The sequence below is a fragment of the Streptomyces fodineus genome (assembly GCF_001735805.1).
Classification (GTDB): Bacteria; Actinomycetota; Actinomycetes; order Streptomycetales; family Streptomycetaceae; genus Streptomyces; species Streptomyces fodineus.
Genome location: NZ_CP017248.1, coordinates 5,625,985 through 5,643,040, shown reverse-complemented (window position 1 = coordinate 5,643,040; position 17,056 = coordinate 5,625,985). Strand labels below are relative to the sequence as shown.

General features: G+C 71.1%; 15 protein-coding genes. 9 read left to right on the top strand and 6 right to left on the bottom strand.

Annotated elements, in window-relative coordinates:
• Positions 1-54: 54 nt before the first annotated feature.
• The 3 genes from BFF78_RS24170 (at position 55) to BFF78_RS24160 (ending at position 2,512) form a co-directional block, all read left to right on the top strand.
• Positions 55-1,065 (top strand): ArsR/SmtB family transcription factor, encoded by a 1,011-nt coding sequence (locus BFF78_RS24170; protein WP_069780310.1) that lies wholly within the window; start codon positions 55-57, stop codon positions 1,063-1,065.
• 9 nt (positions 1,066-1,074) lie between these two features.
• Positions 1,075-1,563 (top strand): glutathione peroxidase, encoded by a 489-nt coding sequence (locus BFF78_RS24165; protein ID WP_069780309.1) that lies wholly within the window; start codon positions 1,075-1,077, stop codon positions 1,561-1,563.
• Between the two features lie 64 nt (positions 1,564-1,627).
• Positions 1,628-2,512 carry a MerR family transcriptional regulator gene (locus BFF78_RS24160; protein ID WP_069780308.1) on the top strand — a complete coding sequence of 295 codons (885 nt, stop codon included), beginning with the start codon at positions 1,628-1,630 and terminating at the stop codon, positions 2,510-2,512.
• Positions 2,513-2,639: 127 nt separating this feature from the next.
• Here the strand turns inward: BFF78_RS24160 and BFF78_RS24155 are convergent, their stop codons facing one another.
• From BFF78_RS24155 to BFF78_RS24145, 3 genes are all read right to left on the bottom strand, one after another.
• Positions 2,640-2,831 (bottom strand): DUF397 domain-containing protein, encoded by a 192-nt coding sequence (locus tag BFF78_RS24155; RefSeq protein ID WP_069780307.1) that lies wholly within the window; start codon positions 2,829-2,831, stop codon positions 2,640-2,642.
• 189 nt (positions 2,832-3,020) lie between these two features.
• The gene (locus BFF78_RS24150) at positions 3,021-3,878 is read right to left on the bottom strand and encodes a helix-turn-helix domain-containing protein (protein WP_069780306.1); all 858 of its coding nucleotides are present in this window, start codon (positions 3,876-3,878) and stop codon (positions 3,021-3,023) included.
• A 253-nt stretch (positions 3,879-4,131) separates the two neighbouring features.
• The gene (locus tag BFF78_RS24145) at positions 4,132-4,887 is read right to left on the bottom strand and encodes a GOLPH3/VPS74 family protein (protein ID WP_069780305.1); all 756 of its coding nucleotides are present in this window, start codon (positions 4,885-4,887) and stop codon (positions 4,132-4,134) included.
• A 181-nt stretch (positions 4,888-5,068) separates the two neighbouring features.
• Here BFF78_RS24145 and BFF78_RS24140 point away from each other — a divergent pair, with 181 nt between their 5' ends.
• Together BFF78_RS24140 and BFF78_RS24135 are read left to right on the top strand one after the other, a co-directional pair.
• Complete coding sequence (locus BFF78_RS24140) at positions 5,069-7,786, top strand: D-alanyl-D-alanine carboxypeptidase (protein WP_079161848.1); 2,718 nt, start codon at positions 5,069-5,071, stop codon at positions 7,784-7,786.
• A 186-nt stretch (positions 7,787-7,972) separates the two neighbouring features.
• Positions 7,973-9,853, top strand: coding sequence for an MFS transporter (locus BFF78_RS24135; RefSeq protein ID WP_193433527.1), 1,881 nt, complete (start codon positions 7,973-7,975; stop codon positions 9,851-9,853).
• A 1-nt stretch (position 9,854) separates the two neighbouring features.
• On the opposite strand, the gene BFF78_RS24130 is transcribed toward BFF78_RS24135, so the two are convergent.
• Positions 9,855-10,703, bottom strand: a complete 849-nt coding sequence (locus BFF78_RS24130) for a hypothetical protein (RefSeq protein ID WP_069780304.1) — start codon at positions 10,701-10,703, stop codon at positions 9,855-9,857.
• A gap of 74 nt (positions 10,704-10,777) precedes the next feature.
• On the opposite strand from BFF78_RS24130, the gene BFF78_RS24125 reads away from it, so the two are divergent.
• From BFF78_RS24125 to BFF78_RS24115, 3 genes are all read left to right on the top strand, one after another.
• A complete protein-coding gene (locus BFF78_RS24125) occupies positions 10,778-11,566 on the top strand; it encodes an SDR family oxidoreductase (protein ID WP_069780303.1) in 789 nt (262 codons plus the stop codon).
• A 127-nt stretch (positions 11,567-11,693) separates the two neighbouring features.
• A complete protein-coding gene (locus tag BFF78_RS24120) occupies positions 11,694-13,265 on the top strand; it encodes a sodium:solute symporter family protein (protein ID WP_069780302.1) in 1,572 nt (523 codons plus the stop codon).
• 25 nt (positions 13,266-13,290) lie between these two features.
• Positions 13,291-13,923 (top strand): hypothetical protein, encoded by a 633-nt coding sequence (locus BFF78_RS24115; RefSeq protein WP_159033049.1) that lies wholly within the window; start codon positions 13,291-13,293, stop codon positions 13,921-13,923.
• 2 nt (positions 13,924-13,925) lie between these two features.
• On the opposite strand, the gene BFF78_RS24110 is transcribed toward BFF78_RS24115, so the two are convergent.
• A complete protein-coding gene (locus BFF78_RS24110) occupies positions 13,926-15,041 on the bottom strand; it encodes an ADP-ribosylglycohydrolase family protein (protein ID WP_069780300.1) in 1,116 nt (371 codons plus the stop codon).
• A gap of 95 nt (positions 15,042-15,136) precedes the next feature.
• The gene (locus BFF78_RS24105; protein ID WP_069780299.1) at positions 15,137-15,877 is read right to left on the bottom strand and encodes a TetR/AcrR family transcriptional regulator; all 741 of its coding nucleotides are present in this window, start codon (positions 15,875-15,877) and stop codon (positions 15,137-15,139) included.
• A gap of 105 nt (positions 15,878-15,982) precedes the next feature.
• On the opposite strand from BFF78_RS24105, the gene BFF78_RS24100 reads away from it, so the two are divergent.
• The gene (locus BFF78_RS24100; protein ID WP_069780298.1) at positions 15,983-17,005 is read left to right on the top strand and encodes an alpha/beta fold hydrolase; all 1,023 of its coding nucleotides are present in this window, start codon (positions 15,983-15,985) and stop codon (positions 17,003-17,005) included.
• Positions 17,006-17,056 lie beyond the last annotated feature (51 nt).

Below are 17,056 nucleotides of genomic sequence, written 5' to 3'. Positions count from 1 at the left end.
GGTTATTGTTTCGCCACAGCGCGAAAGGTCGTACGGCCGTGAGGGGGTGCCGGAGTGGGCCTGTGGCAGCTCAACGCGGACACGCTCGCCCGCAGCCGGTTCGTCGTCTCGCCGCTCGCCGAGACTTTCGCCTGCCTGAAGCTGCTGCACGCGGGGGACGCCGCTCATCCCGGTGAGCACGCGTGGCTGCGCGCCCATCTGCCCGCCTACCGCGCCCGGCTGGCGGCGGACCCGGTGACGGCACGGCTGGTGCGGGCCGGGCTCGGCCGGGAGTGGATCGCGGACTTCCTGACCCCGGCACCCCGCGGCGGGGAGGCGTTCGCGGACGAGCTCGCCCGGGTCCGCTCGACCGCACCGGAGGCGGCCCGCGCCCATCTGCGCACCGCGCTCGCCGGCCCGCTCCCCGCCGAGCTGGACCGGGACGACCTGCCCGAGCGGGCGGCCGTACTCCTTCAGTGGGTGTGGGAAACGACCCTACGGCCGTCTTGGGAGCGGCGCCGGCGGGTACTGGAGGCGGACGTGGTCGCGCGGACCGCGCGGGTGAGCCGGGGCGGCTGGGTGAGCGTGCTCGACGAGCTGCGGCCCGGACGCACCCGCTGGCTCGGCGAGAACCTGCTCCAGATCAATCTGCACGAGTACCCGCCCCGCGAGATCTCCGGGGCCGAGCTGGTCTTCGTGCCGGTGACCGTGCAGCGGGCGGGGTGGGTCGCCTGGGACGACGGCGTGCGCTACGCGGCGGTCTACCCGTGCGTCGGCGCCCTCGCCGACGCGGGCATCCGAACCGTCCCGTCGGCCTTGGGCGTGCTCCTCGGACCCTCCAGGGCCGAGGTCCTGGTCCTCCTCGCCTCCCCCATGAGCACCACCCAGCTGACGGCGGTGACCGGGCAGGGGCTGGGCTCGGTGGGGCGCCATCTGAAGGTGCTCAGGGAGGCGGGGCTGGTGGAGCGGCGCAGGGCCGGGCGGTCGGTGCTGTACGCGCGGACACCTGTCGGGGATGTCCTGGTGGAGGCGCCCCGGGGGAGCGCCGCCGACCGGCCCGTCCCCGGCGCCCCGGTGGGCGCATAGCATCCAGGCATGACCAACGTGCTGAATGTCGAAATCGACGCCCTGCAGGGCGGCCCCGCCAACCTCCCCCAGTACGAGGGCAAGGCCGTCCTCGTCGTCAACGTGGCCTCCAAGTGCGGCCTGACCCCCCAGTACACCGGCCTGGAGAAGCTCCAGGAGCGCTACGCCGAGCGTGGCTTCACCGTGCTCGGGGTGCCGTGCAACCAGTTCCTCGGGCAGGAGCCGGGCACCGCCGAGGAGATCGCGGAGTTCTGCTCGGCGACGTACGGCGTGACCTTCCCGCTCACCGAGAAGGTCGAGGTGAACGGCGAGGGCCGGCACCCGCTGTACGAGCGGCTCGTCGGGTTCGCCGACGCCGAGGGGCACAGCGGCGACATCCGCTGGAACTTCGAGAAGTTCCTGATCGGGCCGGACGGCACGGTCGTCGCCCGTTTCTCGCCGCAGACCGAGCCGGAGTCCGCCGAGGTCGTGGCGGCCATCGAGGGGCAGCTGGCCTGACCGGTTGACCTTGCCCCTGGGGCAGGCGGGAGCGTCCCTGTCACCGGGCGGACACAGCCGCCCGGTGACGGAGGATGGCAACGTGGACGACGACCTGCTCACCATCGGCGCGTTCGCCGCGCGGGCCCGGCTGTCGGCCAAGGCGCTGCGCCTGTACGACCGGCTCGGCCTGCTGGCGCCCGCGCAGGTGGACGGGGCCAGCGGCTACCGCTACTACCGCGCCGACCAGATCGAGCGCGCCCGGCTGGTGGCCCTGCTGCGGCAGCTGGACATGCCGCTGGCCCGGATCGCCGAGGTGCTCGGCGCCGAGGGCCCCGAGGCCGCGGGCCGGCTCGCCGCCTACTGGGCGGACGTGGAGAGCCGGGTGGCCGGGCAGCGGACGCTCGCCGAGTACCTCCGTGGACGGCTGTCGGGGAGGAGCTCCGAGATGTACGAGAAGTTCGTGATCGAGACCGTGGACGTGCCGGCCCAGGTGGTGATCACCGAGTCGCGGCACACGCTGGCGGACGAGCTGCCGACGTGGATCGGCGCGTCGCTGGGCCGGCTGGAGGCGGCGGCGCGGGAGTGCGGGGGCGTCACGGGCGCGCCGTTCGTGGTCTACCACGCCGAGGTGTCGATGGAGAGCGACGGCCCGGCCGAGTCCTGTGTGCCGGTGGCCGACGAGGCGGCGGCGCGGGCGTGGGCCGCCGAGCGGGGCCGGGCCTGGAAGACGACGGTGCGGGTGGAGCCGGCGGCCCGGCTGGCCTACACCCGGATCACCAAGGCGCAGGTGGCACACCCGCAGATCCTGGCCGCCTTCGAGGCGGTGGAGCAGTGGATGACCGGGCAGGGGCTTCAGATGGCGGGTCCCTGCCGGGAGATCTACTTCGCGGACTGGGACGCGGCGGGCCCGCAGGACCCGGTGTGCGACGTGGCGTTCCCGGTGGTGCGCTCCACGGGTACGGCGTGACCGTACCCCTGATACAGAAGATGCCCTCTCGGCAAGGACGGCGACCGGTCGAGAGGGCTCTTCTGGTGGTGCTTGTGAAATTGTTTCTTCGGGTGTGTCGTCAGGGGCGAAGTCCAGGGAGGGCCCCCTAGGCCTTGACCGAGGCGACGAAGGCGTTCCAGGCGTTGGCGGGGAAGGCCAGGATCGGGCCCTCGATGTCCTTGGAGTCGCGGACGGCGAGTTCGGCGTTGGCGGGCGACTTGACCTCGACGCAGGCGCCGTTGCCCGCGGAATAGGAGGACTTCATCCACGTCTCCGAAGCGCCCTGAATCAGTGCCATGTCCACTCCTGTTGCGAGTTGCGGTAGTGCGGTTCACGCCAACCTTGTCGTCTGATTGGCGTGATCGACGCTACCGGGCAACTGCCTCTGCCGGAGTAGTCGTTCACTCAACCGGATGGCATATTCCAGGGGAGCCTTCCATTGAGGCGGACGGACGGTGTAAGATCCGGCGCCCTCCGTGACACCGGCTCATTCGGCGTAGTCTTTGGCCACCTTTGCAATGAACTGCCGGGATTGCTCCACATTGAGGGACTGTGCCCGCAGATGCTCGTACATCACGGCGTACCGCTGGACGTCCTGGGCCTTCTCCAGGTACAGGTCGCTGGTGACACCCTCCAGGTACACCACGCTGGAGTCGGCCGCGTCGGTGAACTCCAGGATCGCGTACTGGCCGTTGAGCCCCGGGTGGGCACCCACCTCGAACGGCAGCACCTGCACGGTGACATGCGGCAGCTGGGACAGCTCGATCAGTTGTTCCAGCTGCTCGCGCATCACCAGCTTGCTGCCGACGACCCGGCGCAGCGCGGCCTCGTCGAGCACGACCCACAGCCGGAGCGGGTTGTTCTCGGCGGTGATACGTTCCTGTCGGCGCATGCGGACCTGCACACGCTTCTCGATCTCGGCGGTCGACGTCTCCGGCAGCGCGCCCTGCACCAGGGCCTCCGCGTAGGCGCGGGTCTGCAACAGACCGGTCACCAGCTGGGGTTCGTACACCCGCAGCGACTCGGCGTCGGTCTCCAGGCCGATGTAGACGCTGTACGGGATGTCCCCGAAGGTGTGCCACCATCCCTGCTGCCGCGAGTCCCGCGCCATCTCCATCAGCGAGTCGACGATCCGCTGGTCCTCGACCTCGTACACCCCGCACAGGTCACGCACATCGCGCTGGCTGATGCTTCTGCGGCCGTTCTCCAGCCGGCTGATCTTCGACTGCGACACCAGCAGTCGTTCCGCCACTTCTTCGGCCGTCATGCCTTTGAGCTCGCGGAGCCTGCGCAGCTCCTGGCCCAGCCGGCGCCGCCTGACGGTGGGATTGACATTGGACGCCACGGGACGCGCACCTCCGGCTGTCTGCCTGTACTAACACTTTCCGTATCTGCTGTTGAGCAGACTGCCACCAAGGTGCTTTCTACCGCTGGGAAACGGTGGATATGCGGCGCGTACGCGTCACTTCGCCACGGCACGCCTCCCGAAGGGGTGCCTGGACGCAGTCGAGCGGGGCGGCGAGACCCTGGGGAAGGATCTCGCCGCCCCGCTCCGACCGGCGGCTCCCGAACCGGTCTGGGCGAACCGGGATTACGGCTCAGTGGGCCACGGCGCGTGCCATGGACCCGCGGTGCGGCTGCATCGGAACCCCGCGTGCGGGTTCCGCCGCGGACCGGGCACCTGCCGCGCCCTGCCGACCGGTGGCGGCAGGGCCACGGCGCGGCTGCGCGCCCGCACCGTTCTGCACGTCCATCACGGCGTGCGCGACAAGACCGCCCATGGGGTCGTGCCGGATCAGATCCCGCAACCGGGAGCGTGAGGACCGGCCCTCGTTCCCCGGATACAGGTGCTTGCCGAGTCCGACGGCGTGCGCCAGGGCGGCGAGCGCCGCGGTCCGCGGGTCCGGCGGTACGCCGGTGCGGATCGCGGAGTCCAGCCGGGCTCGGATCTCCCGGCTGATCTCGTTGTCCGTCGCCTGATAGCGAGTCGTCGGCAGCACCCCGCACATCTGACCGGCCACGGCATGCACCATGCCGCACCGCTCCAGATGCGAGAGGTACGTCTGACGGAGCCCCAGCCGGGGCCCGCCGATCCAGTGGACGGCACGCACGGGAGCGCCGCGCCTGCGCAGCAACTCCAACGCACAGTCCAGAGTTGGATCTCCTGTAGGCCGTGGCACCACCACGGCGATACGATCCCCGTCTGGGGCTATCCGTCCGGCCAGCGCCAGCTCCACTAGCTGTGCACCGGCCAGACCGAGGTCGAGCGACTGCGGCTGCGCAGTGGTACCCGTGGCCGGGTCCAATGCCAGCAGCAGAAGCTCCTCCGGAAGTGTTCTGCGGCTCCTGCCCATCCATGCCTCCCCGCGTGGATGAATGACAGGGTGACCCCTCTCACATTGGTCTGTCGAGGGTGCGTGACCGGTTCGTGAGGGAACCGGTAGGTATGTCGTTCTCGTCTACCGCAGGGGCCAAGCCCCCACACAGGACACTGGTACATGGTTCGGACAGGGCGCGCGCGTGGGCGTGCGGCGCATGGAGGAGGCATCGGTGGCGGGCGAGTCCCCCGACAGGTCGAAGCAGCGCGAGTCGTCGGCAGAACCGACGCCGGGGAGCGCGAGTCCGGTTCCCGAGGCACGCGATCCGCGCCTCGCGGTCTCCCGAGAAAAGGATTCCGCGCCCAGCGGCGTGGACACCGCCACGAAGATCCTGTCCGTCCGCGAGGCAAAGCCCCCCGCCCCGGAACCCGGCCCGGAGGACACCGCCCTGCGAGAGGCGGTCTCGTCCTGGGTCCGCGACGCCTCCCCCACCACGACCGACGCCCCCGCAAATTCCAAGCCGACGGCGATAGATGACGGCGGTTCGGAGTCCGGGGCCGGGGGGACCGAGGGGTCGAAGACCGGGACCGATGAGGCGAAGGCCGAGGCCGCGGGAGCGACGTCCCGGGCCGAAGAGGCGAACACCGGGGTCGCGGGAGCGACGTCCGGGGCCGAGGCCAAGGACGTCGAGGTGAAGGCGGACGCGGGTACGGAGGCGGACTCTGACGCGGCCTCCGACACGGACGCAGAAGCTGACGCCGGCTCGAAGGCGGACACCAAGGGCTCCGACGCGGCTGCGCGGGCTGACGGCGACGCGAAGGCGAAGGCGGGCACCGAGGCAGGCTCCGGCGCGGCTGCGCAGGCTGACGGCGACACGAAGGCGAAGGCGGACACCAAGGCGGGCCACGACGCGCAGGCTGACGGCCACGCGAAGGCGGACGCGGACACCGAGGCGGGCCGCGACGCGCAGGCGGACGCGGGTACAGAGGCGGACTCTGACGCGGCCTCCGGCACGGACGCAGAAGCTGACGCCGGTGCGAAGGCGGACACCAAGGCAGGCTCCGGCGCGGCTGCGCAGGCTGACGGCGACACGAAGGCGGACGCGGACACCGAGGCAGGCCGCGACGCGCAGGCGGACGGCCACGCGAAGGCGGACGCGGGCACCGAGGCGGGCCACGACGCGCAGGCGGACGCGGGTGAGGGCGTAGCCGAGGCGGATGTGGTCGAGGACGGGCCGGAGGCCGCCGACGGCGGGGACGCCCCGCAGGGGCCAACCTCAGCCGACGACGAGAGCCGCACGGGTGGTGCGGGTGGGAACACGGCGCACGCCGAAGGCGAAGCCGAGGCGGGCAAGCCCGAAGACGAGCCGGAGGCACCCGCGGCCGTCGATCAGCCCACCGCCGTCTTCAAGACCGCGAAGCCCAAGCCGGAGCGGCAGGTCGACCAGCCGACCACCATGCTGAAGCTCGGGCCGAAGCTCAAGACCCCCGAGTCCGACCCCGAGCGCACCAGCAAGTTCGTCGCGCTCAAGAACGACATGACCCCGGCCGCCAAGCCGGAGGCCAAGCCGCAGACCACGCCGGCGGCCAAGCCGGACGTCACCACCCCCGTCCCCCACGTCGGCCCCGAGCGCACCACCCAGCAGCCCCTCCCCCCGAAGCCCCCGCTGGACCTCCTGGCGGAGCTGACGAACACGCCCCCGCCCCCGGAGACCGCGGTCCGCACGGTCGTGCGCCGGGTCAAGATCTGGACCCCCCTGGTCCTGGTCCTGGCGATCGTCTTCGCGGTCGTACAGACCTTCCGCCCGCTCCCCGACCCCACCCTCGACCTCACCGCGAAGGACACCTACACCTTCACCGGCGGCAAGATCGACATCCCGTGGCCGGCCGACGGCCAGGCCGCGCTGGACGTCCAGGGCATCGGCACCTTCGGCTCCTCCGGCGACCAGAAGCCCGTACCGATCGCGAGCGTCGCGAAGGTGATGACCGCGTACATCATCCTGCGCGACCACGCGCTGAAGAGCGGCGCCGACGGCCCCAAGATCGAGATCGACAAGGCCGCCGAGCAGCAGTCGAACGCGGGCCAGGAGTCCACGGTCAGTGTCACGGCCGGCGACAGCATCTCCCAGCGCGAGGCCCTGGAGAGCATCCTCATCGCCTCCGCCAACAACATCGCCCGCCGGCTCGCCCGCTGGGACGCCGGTTCCGAGAAGGCGTTCGTGGAGAAGATGAACGCCACCGCCAAGAGCCTCGGCATGACGAACACGACGTACACCGACCCCTCGGGTCTGACGAACACCACGGTCAGCACGGCCGTGGACCAGGTGAAGCTGGCGAAGGCCGCGATGACCGAGCCCGCCTTCCGCGAGGTCGCGGCGATGATGTCGTACCGCGACTACAAGGGCGTCACCCACTCCAACTGGAACCGCCTGGTCGGCCACAACAACGTCGTGGGCATCAAGACCGGCACCACCACCTCCGCCCTCGGCAACCTGGTCTTCGCGGCGAAGCAGCAGGTCGGCGGCGAGACCCGGACCGTCGTCGGCGCGGTGATCCGCCAGCCCGCCGACGCCGTCGAGCACTCCATCCTCACCGGGGCGCTGAACGCCGCGGACAAGCTGATCCGCGCCGGGCAGAGCGCGCTGACGTCGGCGACGATCCTGAAGAAGGGCGCGGTCGTCGGGTACGTCGACGACGGCCTCGGCGGCCGTACCCCGGTGGTGACCACGAAGGACGTCACGGCGGCCGGCTGGGCGGGCCTGCAGGTCAAGCTGTCCTTCGCCTCCGGCAAGGTGCCGCACACCGCGAAGGCCGGCACCGAGGTCGGTTCGCTCACCGTGGGTGACGGTTCGGCCGGTGCCGTCAAGGTCCCGGTGGCCCTGCAGAAGGATCTCGCCGAGCCGGGCTTCGGCGCCAAGCTGACCCGTCTGGGCTGAGTCCGCGGCCGGTCGTCACCAGCACGCACCCCGCCGACGAAGACCCGCGGCGGGGTGCGTGCTAGCGTCACGAATCGGGGCAGGTCGCCGGTTCGCGGGACATGGCCGCGAACTGGACGGGAAGCAGCCGGGAACACCGTGGAACACGGCCGAGAACAGAAGACGGGACACGGGGAGTGCCTTCAGGTGGCCACAGCCGAGCCGACACACGCCGACGACGCCGATCCGGGCCCGGGATCCGGCCCGCGAATACGTCTGTCCGAAGCTGACCCGGACGGTCGCGGCGACGGCACCGACCACCCCGACGGCGGCACGGACAGTGACCGCCTCGACGCGCCCCCCGGCAGACTCGCGCGCCTCCTCGCCGCCGCCGAGCCCCTCAGGCAGCGGCTGCTGCGCCACCCCGTACTGTCCATCACGGCCCTCTCGGGCGTCCTGCACATCATCTGGTTCTTCACGTTCGCGAACAGTGGTGGCGATCTCGCGGCGCAGGACGCCTGGGCGGAGTTCGTCGGCCGGCACCCGGACTCGGCGTACAACCTCGCCTGGTACGGCGGTATGCACCCGGTGTCGTACAGCGTGGTGTCGCCGTATCTGATGGCCGTCCTCGGCGTCCGTACGACGATGATGATCGCCGGGACCGTGTCGGCGGGCCTGCTGACGCTGGTCCTGATCCGCAGCCGGGCGGTGCGCAACCCCCTGTGGGCGTCGCTCGCGGGGGTCGTCGCGCTGCTGTGCAACGCGATCTCGGGCCGGGTGACCTTCGGGCTCGGCACGATGTTCGCGCTCGGCGCCGCCGCGGCCGTCTTCTGCTGGCCGTACCGGTGGCGGCACAAACGCTGGGCGAAGGCGGCGGTGGCCGCCTCGCTGGCCGGCTTCTCCACCATGGCCTCGCCCGTGTCGGGCCTGTTCGTGGGCCTGGTCGCGGTCGCGCTGTTCCTGCAGAAGCGGCGGCCGGGCGCGTGGGCGCTGGGCCTCGCCCCGACGGTGGTGGTCGCCGCCTCGTACTTCCTCTTCCCGTTCTCCGGCACCCAGCCGATGACGATCGGCTCGGTGATCCTGCCGCTGCTGTACGGCCTGCTGTGCCTGTTCCTCGTGCCCAGGGAGTGGGTGACGGTCCGGCTGGCGGCCGGCGTGTACAGCCTCGGCGTCGTCCTGGTGTGGCTGATCAGCTCGCAGATCGGCTCGAACATCTCCCGGCTGCCGATGCTGTTCGCGGGTGCGACGCTGGTGGCCGCGCTGCCGTTCACGGTGCCCAAGTCGCGCAAGTGGTACACGACCGTGCTGGCGCTGCTCGGCTTCGCCGGCTGGATCGGCTTCAAGTCGGTGGACGACATCATCCATACGACCCCGGCCGCGTCCTGGGCCCGTGAGCTGGCCCCGCTCGTCCACCAGTTGCAGAAGGCCGGCGCAGAGAAGGGCCGGGTCGAGGTGGTCCCGGCGCGCTCGCACCGGGAGGCGTCCGCGCTCGCGCCGTACGTCAACCTGGCGCGCGGCTGGAACCGGCAGGCCGACATGGAGCGCAACCCGCTCTTCTACGACGACACCCTCAACTCGGCGAACTACCACGAGTGGCTGCAGCGCTGGGCCGTGCACTTCGTCGTCCTGCCGAAGGACAACCCGGACGGCGACGGCGGAGAGCGCGAGCGGCAGCTGCTGCGGCGCGGGATGCCGTATCTGACGCAGGTCTGGGGCGACACCAACTGGCAGCTGTTCCGGGTGACCGATCCGGCGCCGCTCGCCGAGCCCGACGCGGTGGTGGACCGCGCCGGGCAGGGCGAGATGACGCTTCAGGTGGGCAGGGCCGGGCGGATCCTGATCAAGATCCCGTACTCGCCGTGGCTGAGCGTCGTCGACGAGCACGGCAAGAGCCTGAAGCCGCCGCAGCCGGTCTCCTCCGGCCGGCCGAAGACGTACCGGAACGTCAGCGGGTGTCTGATGGAGTCGCCGCAGGACGAGAACGGGGACAAGTGGACGGTGCTGCTCGCTCCGCGTGCGGGGACGTACCGGCTGGCCGCGCCGTATCAGCTGCCGCGCGGTACGCCTTGTCCCGACGAGTGGAAGTGAGTCATGCCGGTCCGCGCAGCTCGCTGACGTACCTGTCCGTCCCCGGCACCGTGGGGATGAACGGCGCCACCAGCTCCACCCGCCCCAGCCCCGCCTCCGAGACATCCGCGTCCAGGCCGGTGAGGTGCTCCTCCCAGCACTCCCGTGGGTCCCGCTCCAGGAACCACAGCAGGGTCAGGCGGGTGTCGACTCCCTCGACCTGCTTGACGTAGGTCATGCGGTCGCCGGGCAGCGGGGTGGGCCGGAAGACGGTGACCATCGCGGCCGGGGAGCCGGCCAGGCGCCTGGGCAGATGGCGGGTGCGGAGCCACTCGGCCAGCTCCGCCCGCTGCCCCGCCGACTCGCTGTCGATCACCTCCAGCACCAGCCCGGCGTAGGGGTGGTCGAGGGCGTGGAAGTCGCGCGGGCCCGCCGCGCCGTCGCGGTAGACCGTCGTCTCGTGGTCCTGGAAGGCCGTGAAGACGTGGGTGCGGTCGTGGTAGACCCGGGCGTCGCGGTTGAGGCGTTTGTTGATGGCGACGGTCCACTTCATGTGGTCGCCGTAGCGGCCCTCGGTGATCCAGTAGGTGGAGAGATAGCAGCCGGTGGTGACCGGCTGGGCGACGGCCGACTTCTCGGGGTGGCGGAGCAGTTGCAGGTCCCGGGTGGCGACCCAGCGGCGGCCCGCGTACATCCAGGGCATGGCCATCGCGCCGGCGTAGTAGTGGTCGTCCTCGTACCAGCGGTTGTAGGCGTACTCGTGGCCGGGGTGCGGCTCGACCATGGTGATCAGGGCGTGGCCGGGCCGGACGCCGTACGGTCCTACGGCGGCCAGGTCGGCGTACGGCTCGCTGCGGGTCTCGTCGCTCATACGGTTCCCCTTTCCTGCTGTGGCCCATACTCTGACGCTCCGTCAGATAAAGCGCCATACCGCGGGAGGTACCGATGACCCTGCTCGCAGGCAGGACGGTGGTCGTATCGGGAGTCGGCGCCGGGCTCGGGCACCAGGTCGCCGCGGCCGTCGTACGGGACGGCGGGAACGCGGTGCTCGGGGCGCGCACCGAGGCGAACCTCGCCAAGAGCGCGGCCGAGATCGATCCGGCGGGTGCGCGTACGGCGTACCGGGCGACCGACATCACCGACGAGGCACAGTGCGCGGCGCTGGCCGAACTGGCGCGGGAGCGGTTCGGCGGCATCGACGCGGTGGTCCATGTCGCGGCCTGGGACTCCTGCTTCGGCGGGCTCGAGGACGCGGACTTCGCGACCTGGCAGTCGGTCATCGACGTGAACCTGCTGGGCACCCTGCGGATGACCAGGGCCTGTCTGCCGGCGCTGAAGGCGGGCGGCGGCGGGTCGGTGGTCATCATCGGGACGCAGTCGGCCGTCGCCGCGCCCTCGCAGGTGAAGCAGGCCGCGTACGCCGCGTCGAAGGGGGCGCTGACCAGCGCGATGTACTCCCTGGCGCGAGAGCTCGGGCCGTACCGGATCCGGGTCAACACCGTGCTGCCGGGCTGGATGTGGGGGCCGCCGGTGCAGGCGTACGTGACGTTCACCGCGCAGACGGAAGGGGTGCCGGAGGCGGAGGTGCTGGGCCGGCTGACGGAGCGGATGGCGCTGCCGGAGCTGGCGACGGACGGGGATGTGGCGGACGCGGCGGTGTTCCTGTCCTCGGACCGGGCGCGGGCCATCACGGGGCAGTCGCTGCTGGTCAACGCGGGGGAGCTGATGCGCTGACACAACTGGCCCGCATCTTGAGGCTGTTCATGTGGATGAACAAGGGTCATCAAGTCGAACATCTTTACCGCGACTTGACCGACCACTTGCTTGTCGCGTTCACGTGGCCGCACCGACGATCGGGCACATGAACAGTCTCGACTGGGCCGTACTCATCGGCTACTTCGGTGTGATGGTCGCGATCGGCGTCTGGTCGCACAAGCGCGTGGACAACGTCTCCGACTTCTTCACGGCCGGCGGCAGGATGCCCTGGTGGCTGTCCGGCATCTCGCACCACATGTCGGGCTACAGCGCGGTCATGTTCACCGGGTACGCGGGCATCGCCTACACCTACGGCGTCACCTCCTTCGTCACCTGGTCCTTCCCCATCGCGCTCGGCATCGCCATCGGGTCGAAGCTGTTCGCGCCCCGTATCAACCGACTGCGCTCCCGGCTCCATGTGGCCTCCCCGCTGGAGTACCTGAAGAACCGTTACAACCTCTCCACCCAGCAGGCGCTCGCCTGGTCCGGCATGCTGCTGAAGATCGTGGACGTGGGTGCCAAGTGGGCGGCGATCGCCACCCTGTTGTCGGTGTTCACCGGGGTCACCCTGAACCAGGGCATCCTCATCACCGGCGCGATCACGGCCGTGTACTGCACGATCGGCGGCCTGTGGGCGGACGCGCTGACCGAACTCGGCCAGTTCGTCATCCAGTTGCTCGCCGGTGTCTCGATGTTCGTGGCCGTCGTACTGAAGCTGAACGACAAGCACATCGGCGTCTTCGACGCCTGGAACCAGCCCGCGCTGCACGGCCACGGCAAGCCGCTGGTCGGCCCCTACGGCACGGTGTTCCTGCTGGCGTTCCTGTTCATCAAGCTCTTCGAGTACAACGGCGGCATGCTCAACCAGGCCCAGCGCTACATGGCGACGACCAGTGCGTACGCGGCCGAGCGGTCGGCCCGGCTGTCTTCCGTGCTGTGGCTGATCTGGCCGGTGGTCCTGTTCTTCCCGATGTGGATGTCCCCGCTCCTGGTCCACGCCCAGAAGCCGGACGGCTCCGACTCCTACGGCCTGATGACCGAACAGCTGCTGCCGCACGGCCTGTTGGGCCTGGTCGTCGTCGGCTTCTTCTCCCACACGATGGCCATGTGCTCCTCCGACGCCAACGCGATCGCGGCGGTGTTCACCCGTGACGTGGCCCCGGTGCTGTCCTCCCGGGCCCGTGCCTGGGGCGAGCGCTCCGGCCTGATCGCGGCCCGCGTGACGACCCTGGCCTTCCTCGGCCTGTCCATGGCGGTCGCGACACAGGTCAACTCCCCCACGTTCAAGGACATCATCACCGTCGTCATCAAGTGGGTGGCCGGCCTGATGGGCCCGATCGCGATCCCGATGATGCTGGGCCTGCTCCGCCCGTTCCGCCGCTCCGGCCCCACGGCGGCGCTGACCAGCTGGGCGGCGGGTCTGCTGGCGTTCTGGCTGGTGAACTACCCGGTCAACTGGAAGGTCTCCGGCGGAGTCCCGCTGCAGTACCAGGTGTCGGTCCCGCTGGCGGTGTCCCTGGTCCTGTACATCGCCATCGGCTACCTGAAGCCGGAGGAGACACCGGAGCGCCTGGCCGTCATCGAGAAGATCAACACCGACGGCGACGCGGCGGCGGCGGTACCGGTCCCCGCGGGGGCCGGGGACGACGTGGTGGGAGCGCCCAACCAGCCCCTGTAGTGTGCGAGTTGATCATCAACTTGGCATGAACGGGGAAACCATGAGTCTGGACGCGGTGCGGGCGGCCTCCCGGGTGGTGGGCCGCCGTACCACTCTGCGCTGTCTGGCCATCGGCGTCGGCGCCTCGCTGCTCGCGGCCTGCAAGGGCAAGAGCAAGGGCGTCGGCAAGCACAGCGGCACGGGCCACGGCACGAGCAGGAGGAACGGCGGTTTCGGCAGTCCGTCACCGACGTCCACGGTCGCCGGCAGGGCGTTCGCGGCCTTCGTGCGCGGCAAGTGGCGCGTCACCTCGACGATGCCGGGCGCGAGCGGCAAGTCGTACACCTACACCGTGACCGTCGGCGACGGGACCTGGAACATGGACTCCGGCGGAGGCGCCGGGGCGAAGGGCGCCTGGGCGCTCCAGGGCGGCAGACTGGCCCTGCGGGTGCCCGAGCGGCTGAGCGAGAGCGGTGAGCTGCACGACGCCGCCGCGGAGAACGTGCCGGCGACGGTGGGCGACTCCGTCTCCCTCGGCCTGCCCTGGCAGCCGCCCGGCGAGTCGGGCACCGGTTCGGGCCAGCGGCTCGAGGTGGACTACAACAAACAGGCCGGCGTGCGGATCCGGCACTTCGACGCGAGCGGCAGCATGACCGTCCACCAGTGCGCGCGGGTCTGAGGTCAGGCCCGCGGATACCGGGCCAGCCAGCCCGGTGAGGACCCCGCCGGGCCGTGCAGCGCCGGGCCCTGGGTCATTTCCATCGCGAAGTCGTCGGCGAGTTCCAGCACGGTGGGACGGCCCTCCAGCTCCGCCAGCCAGCCCGGCGGGAGGGCCGTCTCGCCGTGCAGGGCGCCGAGGAGGCCGCCCGTGAGGGCGCCCGCCGCGGCCGAGGGGCCACTCTGGTTCACCGCGAGGCACAGCCCGTGCCGTACGTCCTCCCCCACCAGCGCGCAGTACACCGACGCCGCCAGCAGCCCGTCCGCCGTACCGTCGCCGGCCAGTTCCTCCACCCGCGCCGGGCCCGGGATCCCCTGCCGCACCGCCCCGAGCGCATGCTGCAGGGCGTCCGAGACGGGCTGGTGGCCGGGCCGGGGGGCGAGCAGGGCGAGGGCCCGCTGCACGGCACCGTCCAGGCTCTCGCCCCGGGCCAGCGCATGCACGATCACGGCGTACGCGCCCGCCGACAGGTAGGCGATGGGATGGCCGTGGCTCTGCGCCGCGCACTCCACCGCCAGCTGCGCGACGAGCTGCGGCTCCCAGCCGACCAGCAGCCCGAAGGGCGCGGACCGGGCCACCGCCTCCGGGCCCAGCTCACCGGGGTTCTTCGGTGACTCCAGCGTGCCCATGGTGTCGTCGCCGAACCCTATGAGCAGCGCCCGGGTCGGCTCCCGGCGGGCGTACAGCCACTCCTCGCGCGCCAGCCAGCCGTCGTCCTTGCGGCGCTCGTCGGGCCCCCAGTCCCGCTGGGTGGCCGCCCAGCGCCGGTACGCCCGGTGCAGATCGGTCGGCGGATGCCAGGCGCCGGTGTCCCGGCGGACCTGGGCCCGTATCAGCCCGTCCACGCTGAACAGGGTGAGCTGGGTGTAGTGGGTGACCGTTCCGCGCCGCCCGTGCCCGAAGGCCAGGTCGAGCAGCCCCTCGGGGCCGTACGTCGTGCGGATCTCCTCCAGGGAGAGCGGCTCGGCGGGCCCGCCCAGCGCGTCGCCCACGGCGGTGCCGAGGAGGGTGCCGCGCACCCTGCTGCGGAAGTCCTGCTGCTCGGCTCGGCCCCAGAGGGCGCCGGATGTCGCACTCACTCAGACCTCCTCACGGCACCGACCGTCCGTACGACGCTCAGCACTGTAATCGACGCGGAACGGTCCGTTCACGGGGGCAAATCGCCCCCGAGGGGTCATTCCCGCTCAGCTACGAGCGCTTCGACCCCGTCGAGAATCCGGTCGAGCCCGAACTCGAGCGGGTCGGTGCCGTCCGGCTCGAAGGCCCCCTCGGCGACGGCCTTGGCGAGTGCCGGGAAGCGGTCGGCGTGCCGGGCGAGCAGTTCGCCGGAGAGCCGGTTCCACTCCCGCTCCCGCTCCTCGTCGTGGTCGCTGTGCTGCTGGGCGAGGTTGCGGACGAGTCCGATGAGGAGCAGGAAGACCTGGTGGCGCCGGCCACCGTCCAAACCGGTGGGCTCCAGGGCGGCGAGCGCCGCGTCCAGCCAGCCCAGCTGGCAGGGCCCCATGATCTGGCGGCGCATCGCGGTGGCGCCGAGCAGCCAGGGGTGGGCGGTGTAGAGGCGGGCGCACTGCCGCGTCCACTCCCGTACGGCCGCCCGCCAGTCGCCCTCCGCGGCCGCCGACAGATCCGGCGCCTCGGCCAGCACCGACTCCACCATCAGCTCGACGAGTTCGGCCTTTCCGGGGACGTACCGGTACAGGGCCATGGCGGAGACCCCGAACTCGCCGGCGACCTTGCTCATGGAGACGGCGTCCAGCCCCTCGCTGTCGGCCAGCGCGGCGGCGGCCGCGGCGATGCGCTGCGGGGTCAGCTTCGGTTTGGGCCCGCGCGTGGGCTTCTCCTGCTCGCCCCACAGCAGCGCGAGGGTCACCCGCGGATCCCGGTCCTGCTCCTGCTCGCTCTTCCGCCCGCCCATGGATTCCTCCCGATCGCCGGACCGCGAAGCCTGTTGACTCCGCCCACTAACTGTATATACCGTAAACCCAACAGCTGACGACATAAACAGTTTAGGGGGAACACCATGCTGCTGACCTACCGTGCTCTCAAGCGCCGCGCTCTCGCCAAGAAGCTCGCGATCACCACCCCGAACGGCATCGACGAGTCCTCGTACGTCCGCATCGGCGGCCTCGACCAGTGGATCTCCATCCGCGGCGAGGACCTGTCGAACCCCGTGATCCTGGAGATCCACGGCGGCCCCGGCTCCTCCAACCTGATCTTCACGCCGCGCACCCGTGCCTGGGAGCGGCACTTCACGATCGTCCGCTGGGACATGCGGGGCGCCGGCCGGACGTTCGCGGGCAGCCCGGAAAGCCAGGGCGAGCCGACCCTCGACCGCCTCTACGAGGACGCCCTGGAGGTGACGGCCCACATCCGCACCCGCCTGAACGTGCCCAAGGTGCTGCTCCTGGCCAACAGCTTCGGCACGGTCACCGGCCTCCGCCTGGCCCGCAACCACCCCGAGCTGTACTCGGCGTACGTCGGCACCGACCAGAACATCGTCGGCGGCGGCCGTGACACCTCCTCCTACGAGGCGCTGCTGGCCCGCCTGGAGAAGGCGGGCAAGAAGAAGCAGCTGGCGAAGATGGCCGCCATCGGCCCGGACCGGTCGGCCTGGTCGGCCCACGAGTGGGCGGAGTACGCGAAGACGGTGGTCACGACCGACCCCCTCACCTACGACACCATGAAGACGGTCGTCATCCGCTCCCTGTGGTTCTCGCCCCTGCACACCCTCCGCGACCTGCGCACCTACCTGAAGGCCCAGACCTTCTCGGAGCAGCTCGGCCCCCAGGCCATGACGATCGACGAGCACGCCGAGGGCACCGCCTTCCGCCTGCCCTTCTTCCTCTTCCAGGGCGACAGCGACGTCCTCACCCCGCCGGATGCGGCCCACCGCTTCTACGAGGCGGTCACCGCCCCCGTGAAGGACTTCGCCCTGATCCCCGAGGCAAGCCACTTCGCCTCCTTCCGGCACCCCGACCAGTTCCTGGACCTGCTGCTGACCAAGGTGCGGCCGGTGGTGACGGGGCAGGCGGTGGGGCGCTGAAGCACCGCCGGCGTCGGCGGCAGGTCAAGGCAGCCGGCCTGCCGCGCGGCC

Excerpts from the sequence above, each read along its gene's own strand:
- BFF78_RS24155 (WP_069780307.1), bottom strand. The coding sequence starts at position 2,831 with ATGGCACTGATTCAGGGCGCTTCGGAGACGTGGATGAAGTCCTCCTAT.
- BFF78_RS24130 (WP_069780304.1), bottom strand. The coding sequence starts at position 10,703 with ATGAGCGACGAGACCCGCAGCGAGCCGTACGCCGACCTGGCCGCCGTA.
- BFF78_RS24125 (WP_069780303.1), top strand. The coding sequence starts at position 10,778 with ATGACCCTGCTCGCAGGCAGGACGGTGGTCGTATCGGGAGTCGGCGCC.
- BFF78_RS24115 (WP_159033049.1), top strand. The coding sequence starts at position 13,291 with ATGAACGGGGAAACCATGAGTCTGGACGCGGTGCGGGCGGCCTCCCGG.
- BFF78_RS24165 (WP_069780309.1), top strand. The coding sequence starts at position 1,075 with ATGACCAACGTGCTGAATGTCGAAATCGACGCCCTGCAGGGCGGCCCC.
- BFF78_RS24105 (WP_069780299.1), bottom strand. The coding sequence starts at position 15,877 with ATGGGCGGGCGGAAGAGCGAGCAGGAGCAGGACCGGGATCCGCGGGTG.
- BFF78_RS24140 (WP_079161848.1), top strand. The coding sequence starts at position 5,069 with ATGGAGGAGGCATCGGTGGCGGGCGAGTCCCCCGACAGGTCGAAGCAG.
- BFF78_RS24120 (WP_069780302.1), top strand. The coding sequence starts at position 11,694 with ATGAACAGTCTCGACTGGGCCGTACTCATCGGCTACTTCGGTGTGATG.
- BFF78_RS24145 (WP_069780305.1), bottom strand. The coding sequence starts at position 4,887 with ATGGGCAGGAGCCGCAGAACACTTCCGGAGGAGCTTCTGCTGCTGGCA.
- BFF78_RS24100 (WP_069780298.1), top strand. The coding sequence starts at position 15,983 with ATGCTGCTGACCTACCGTGCTCTCAAGCGCCGCGCTCTCGCCAAGAAG.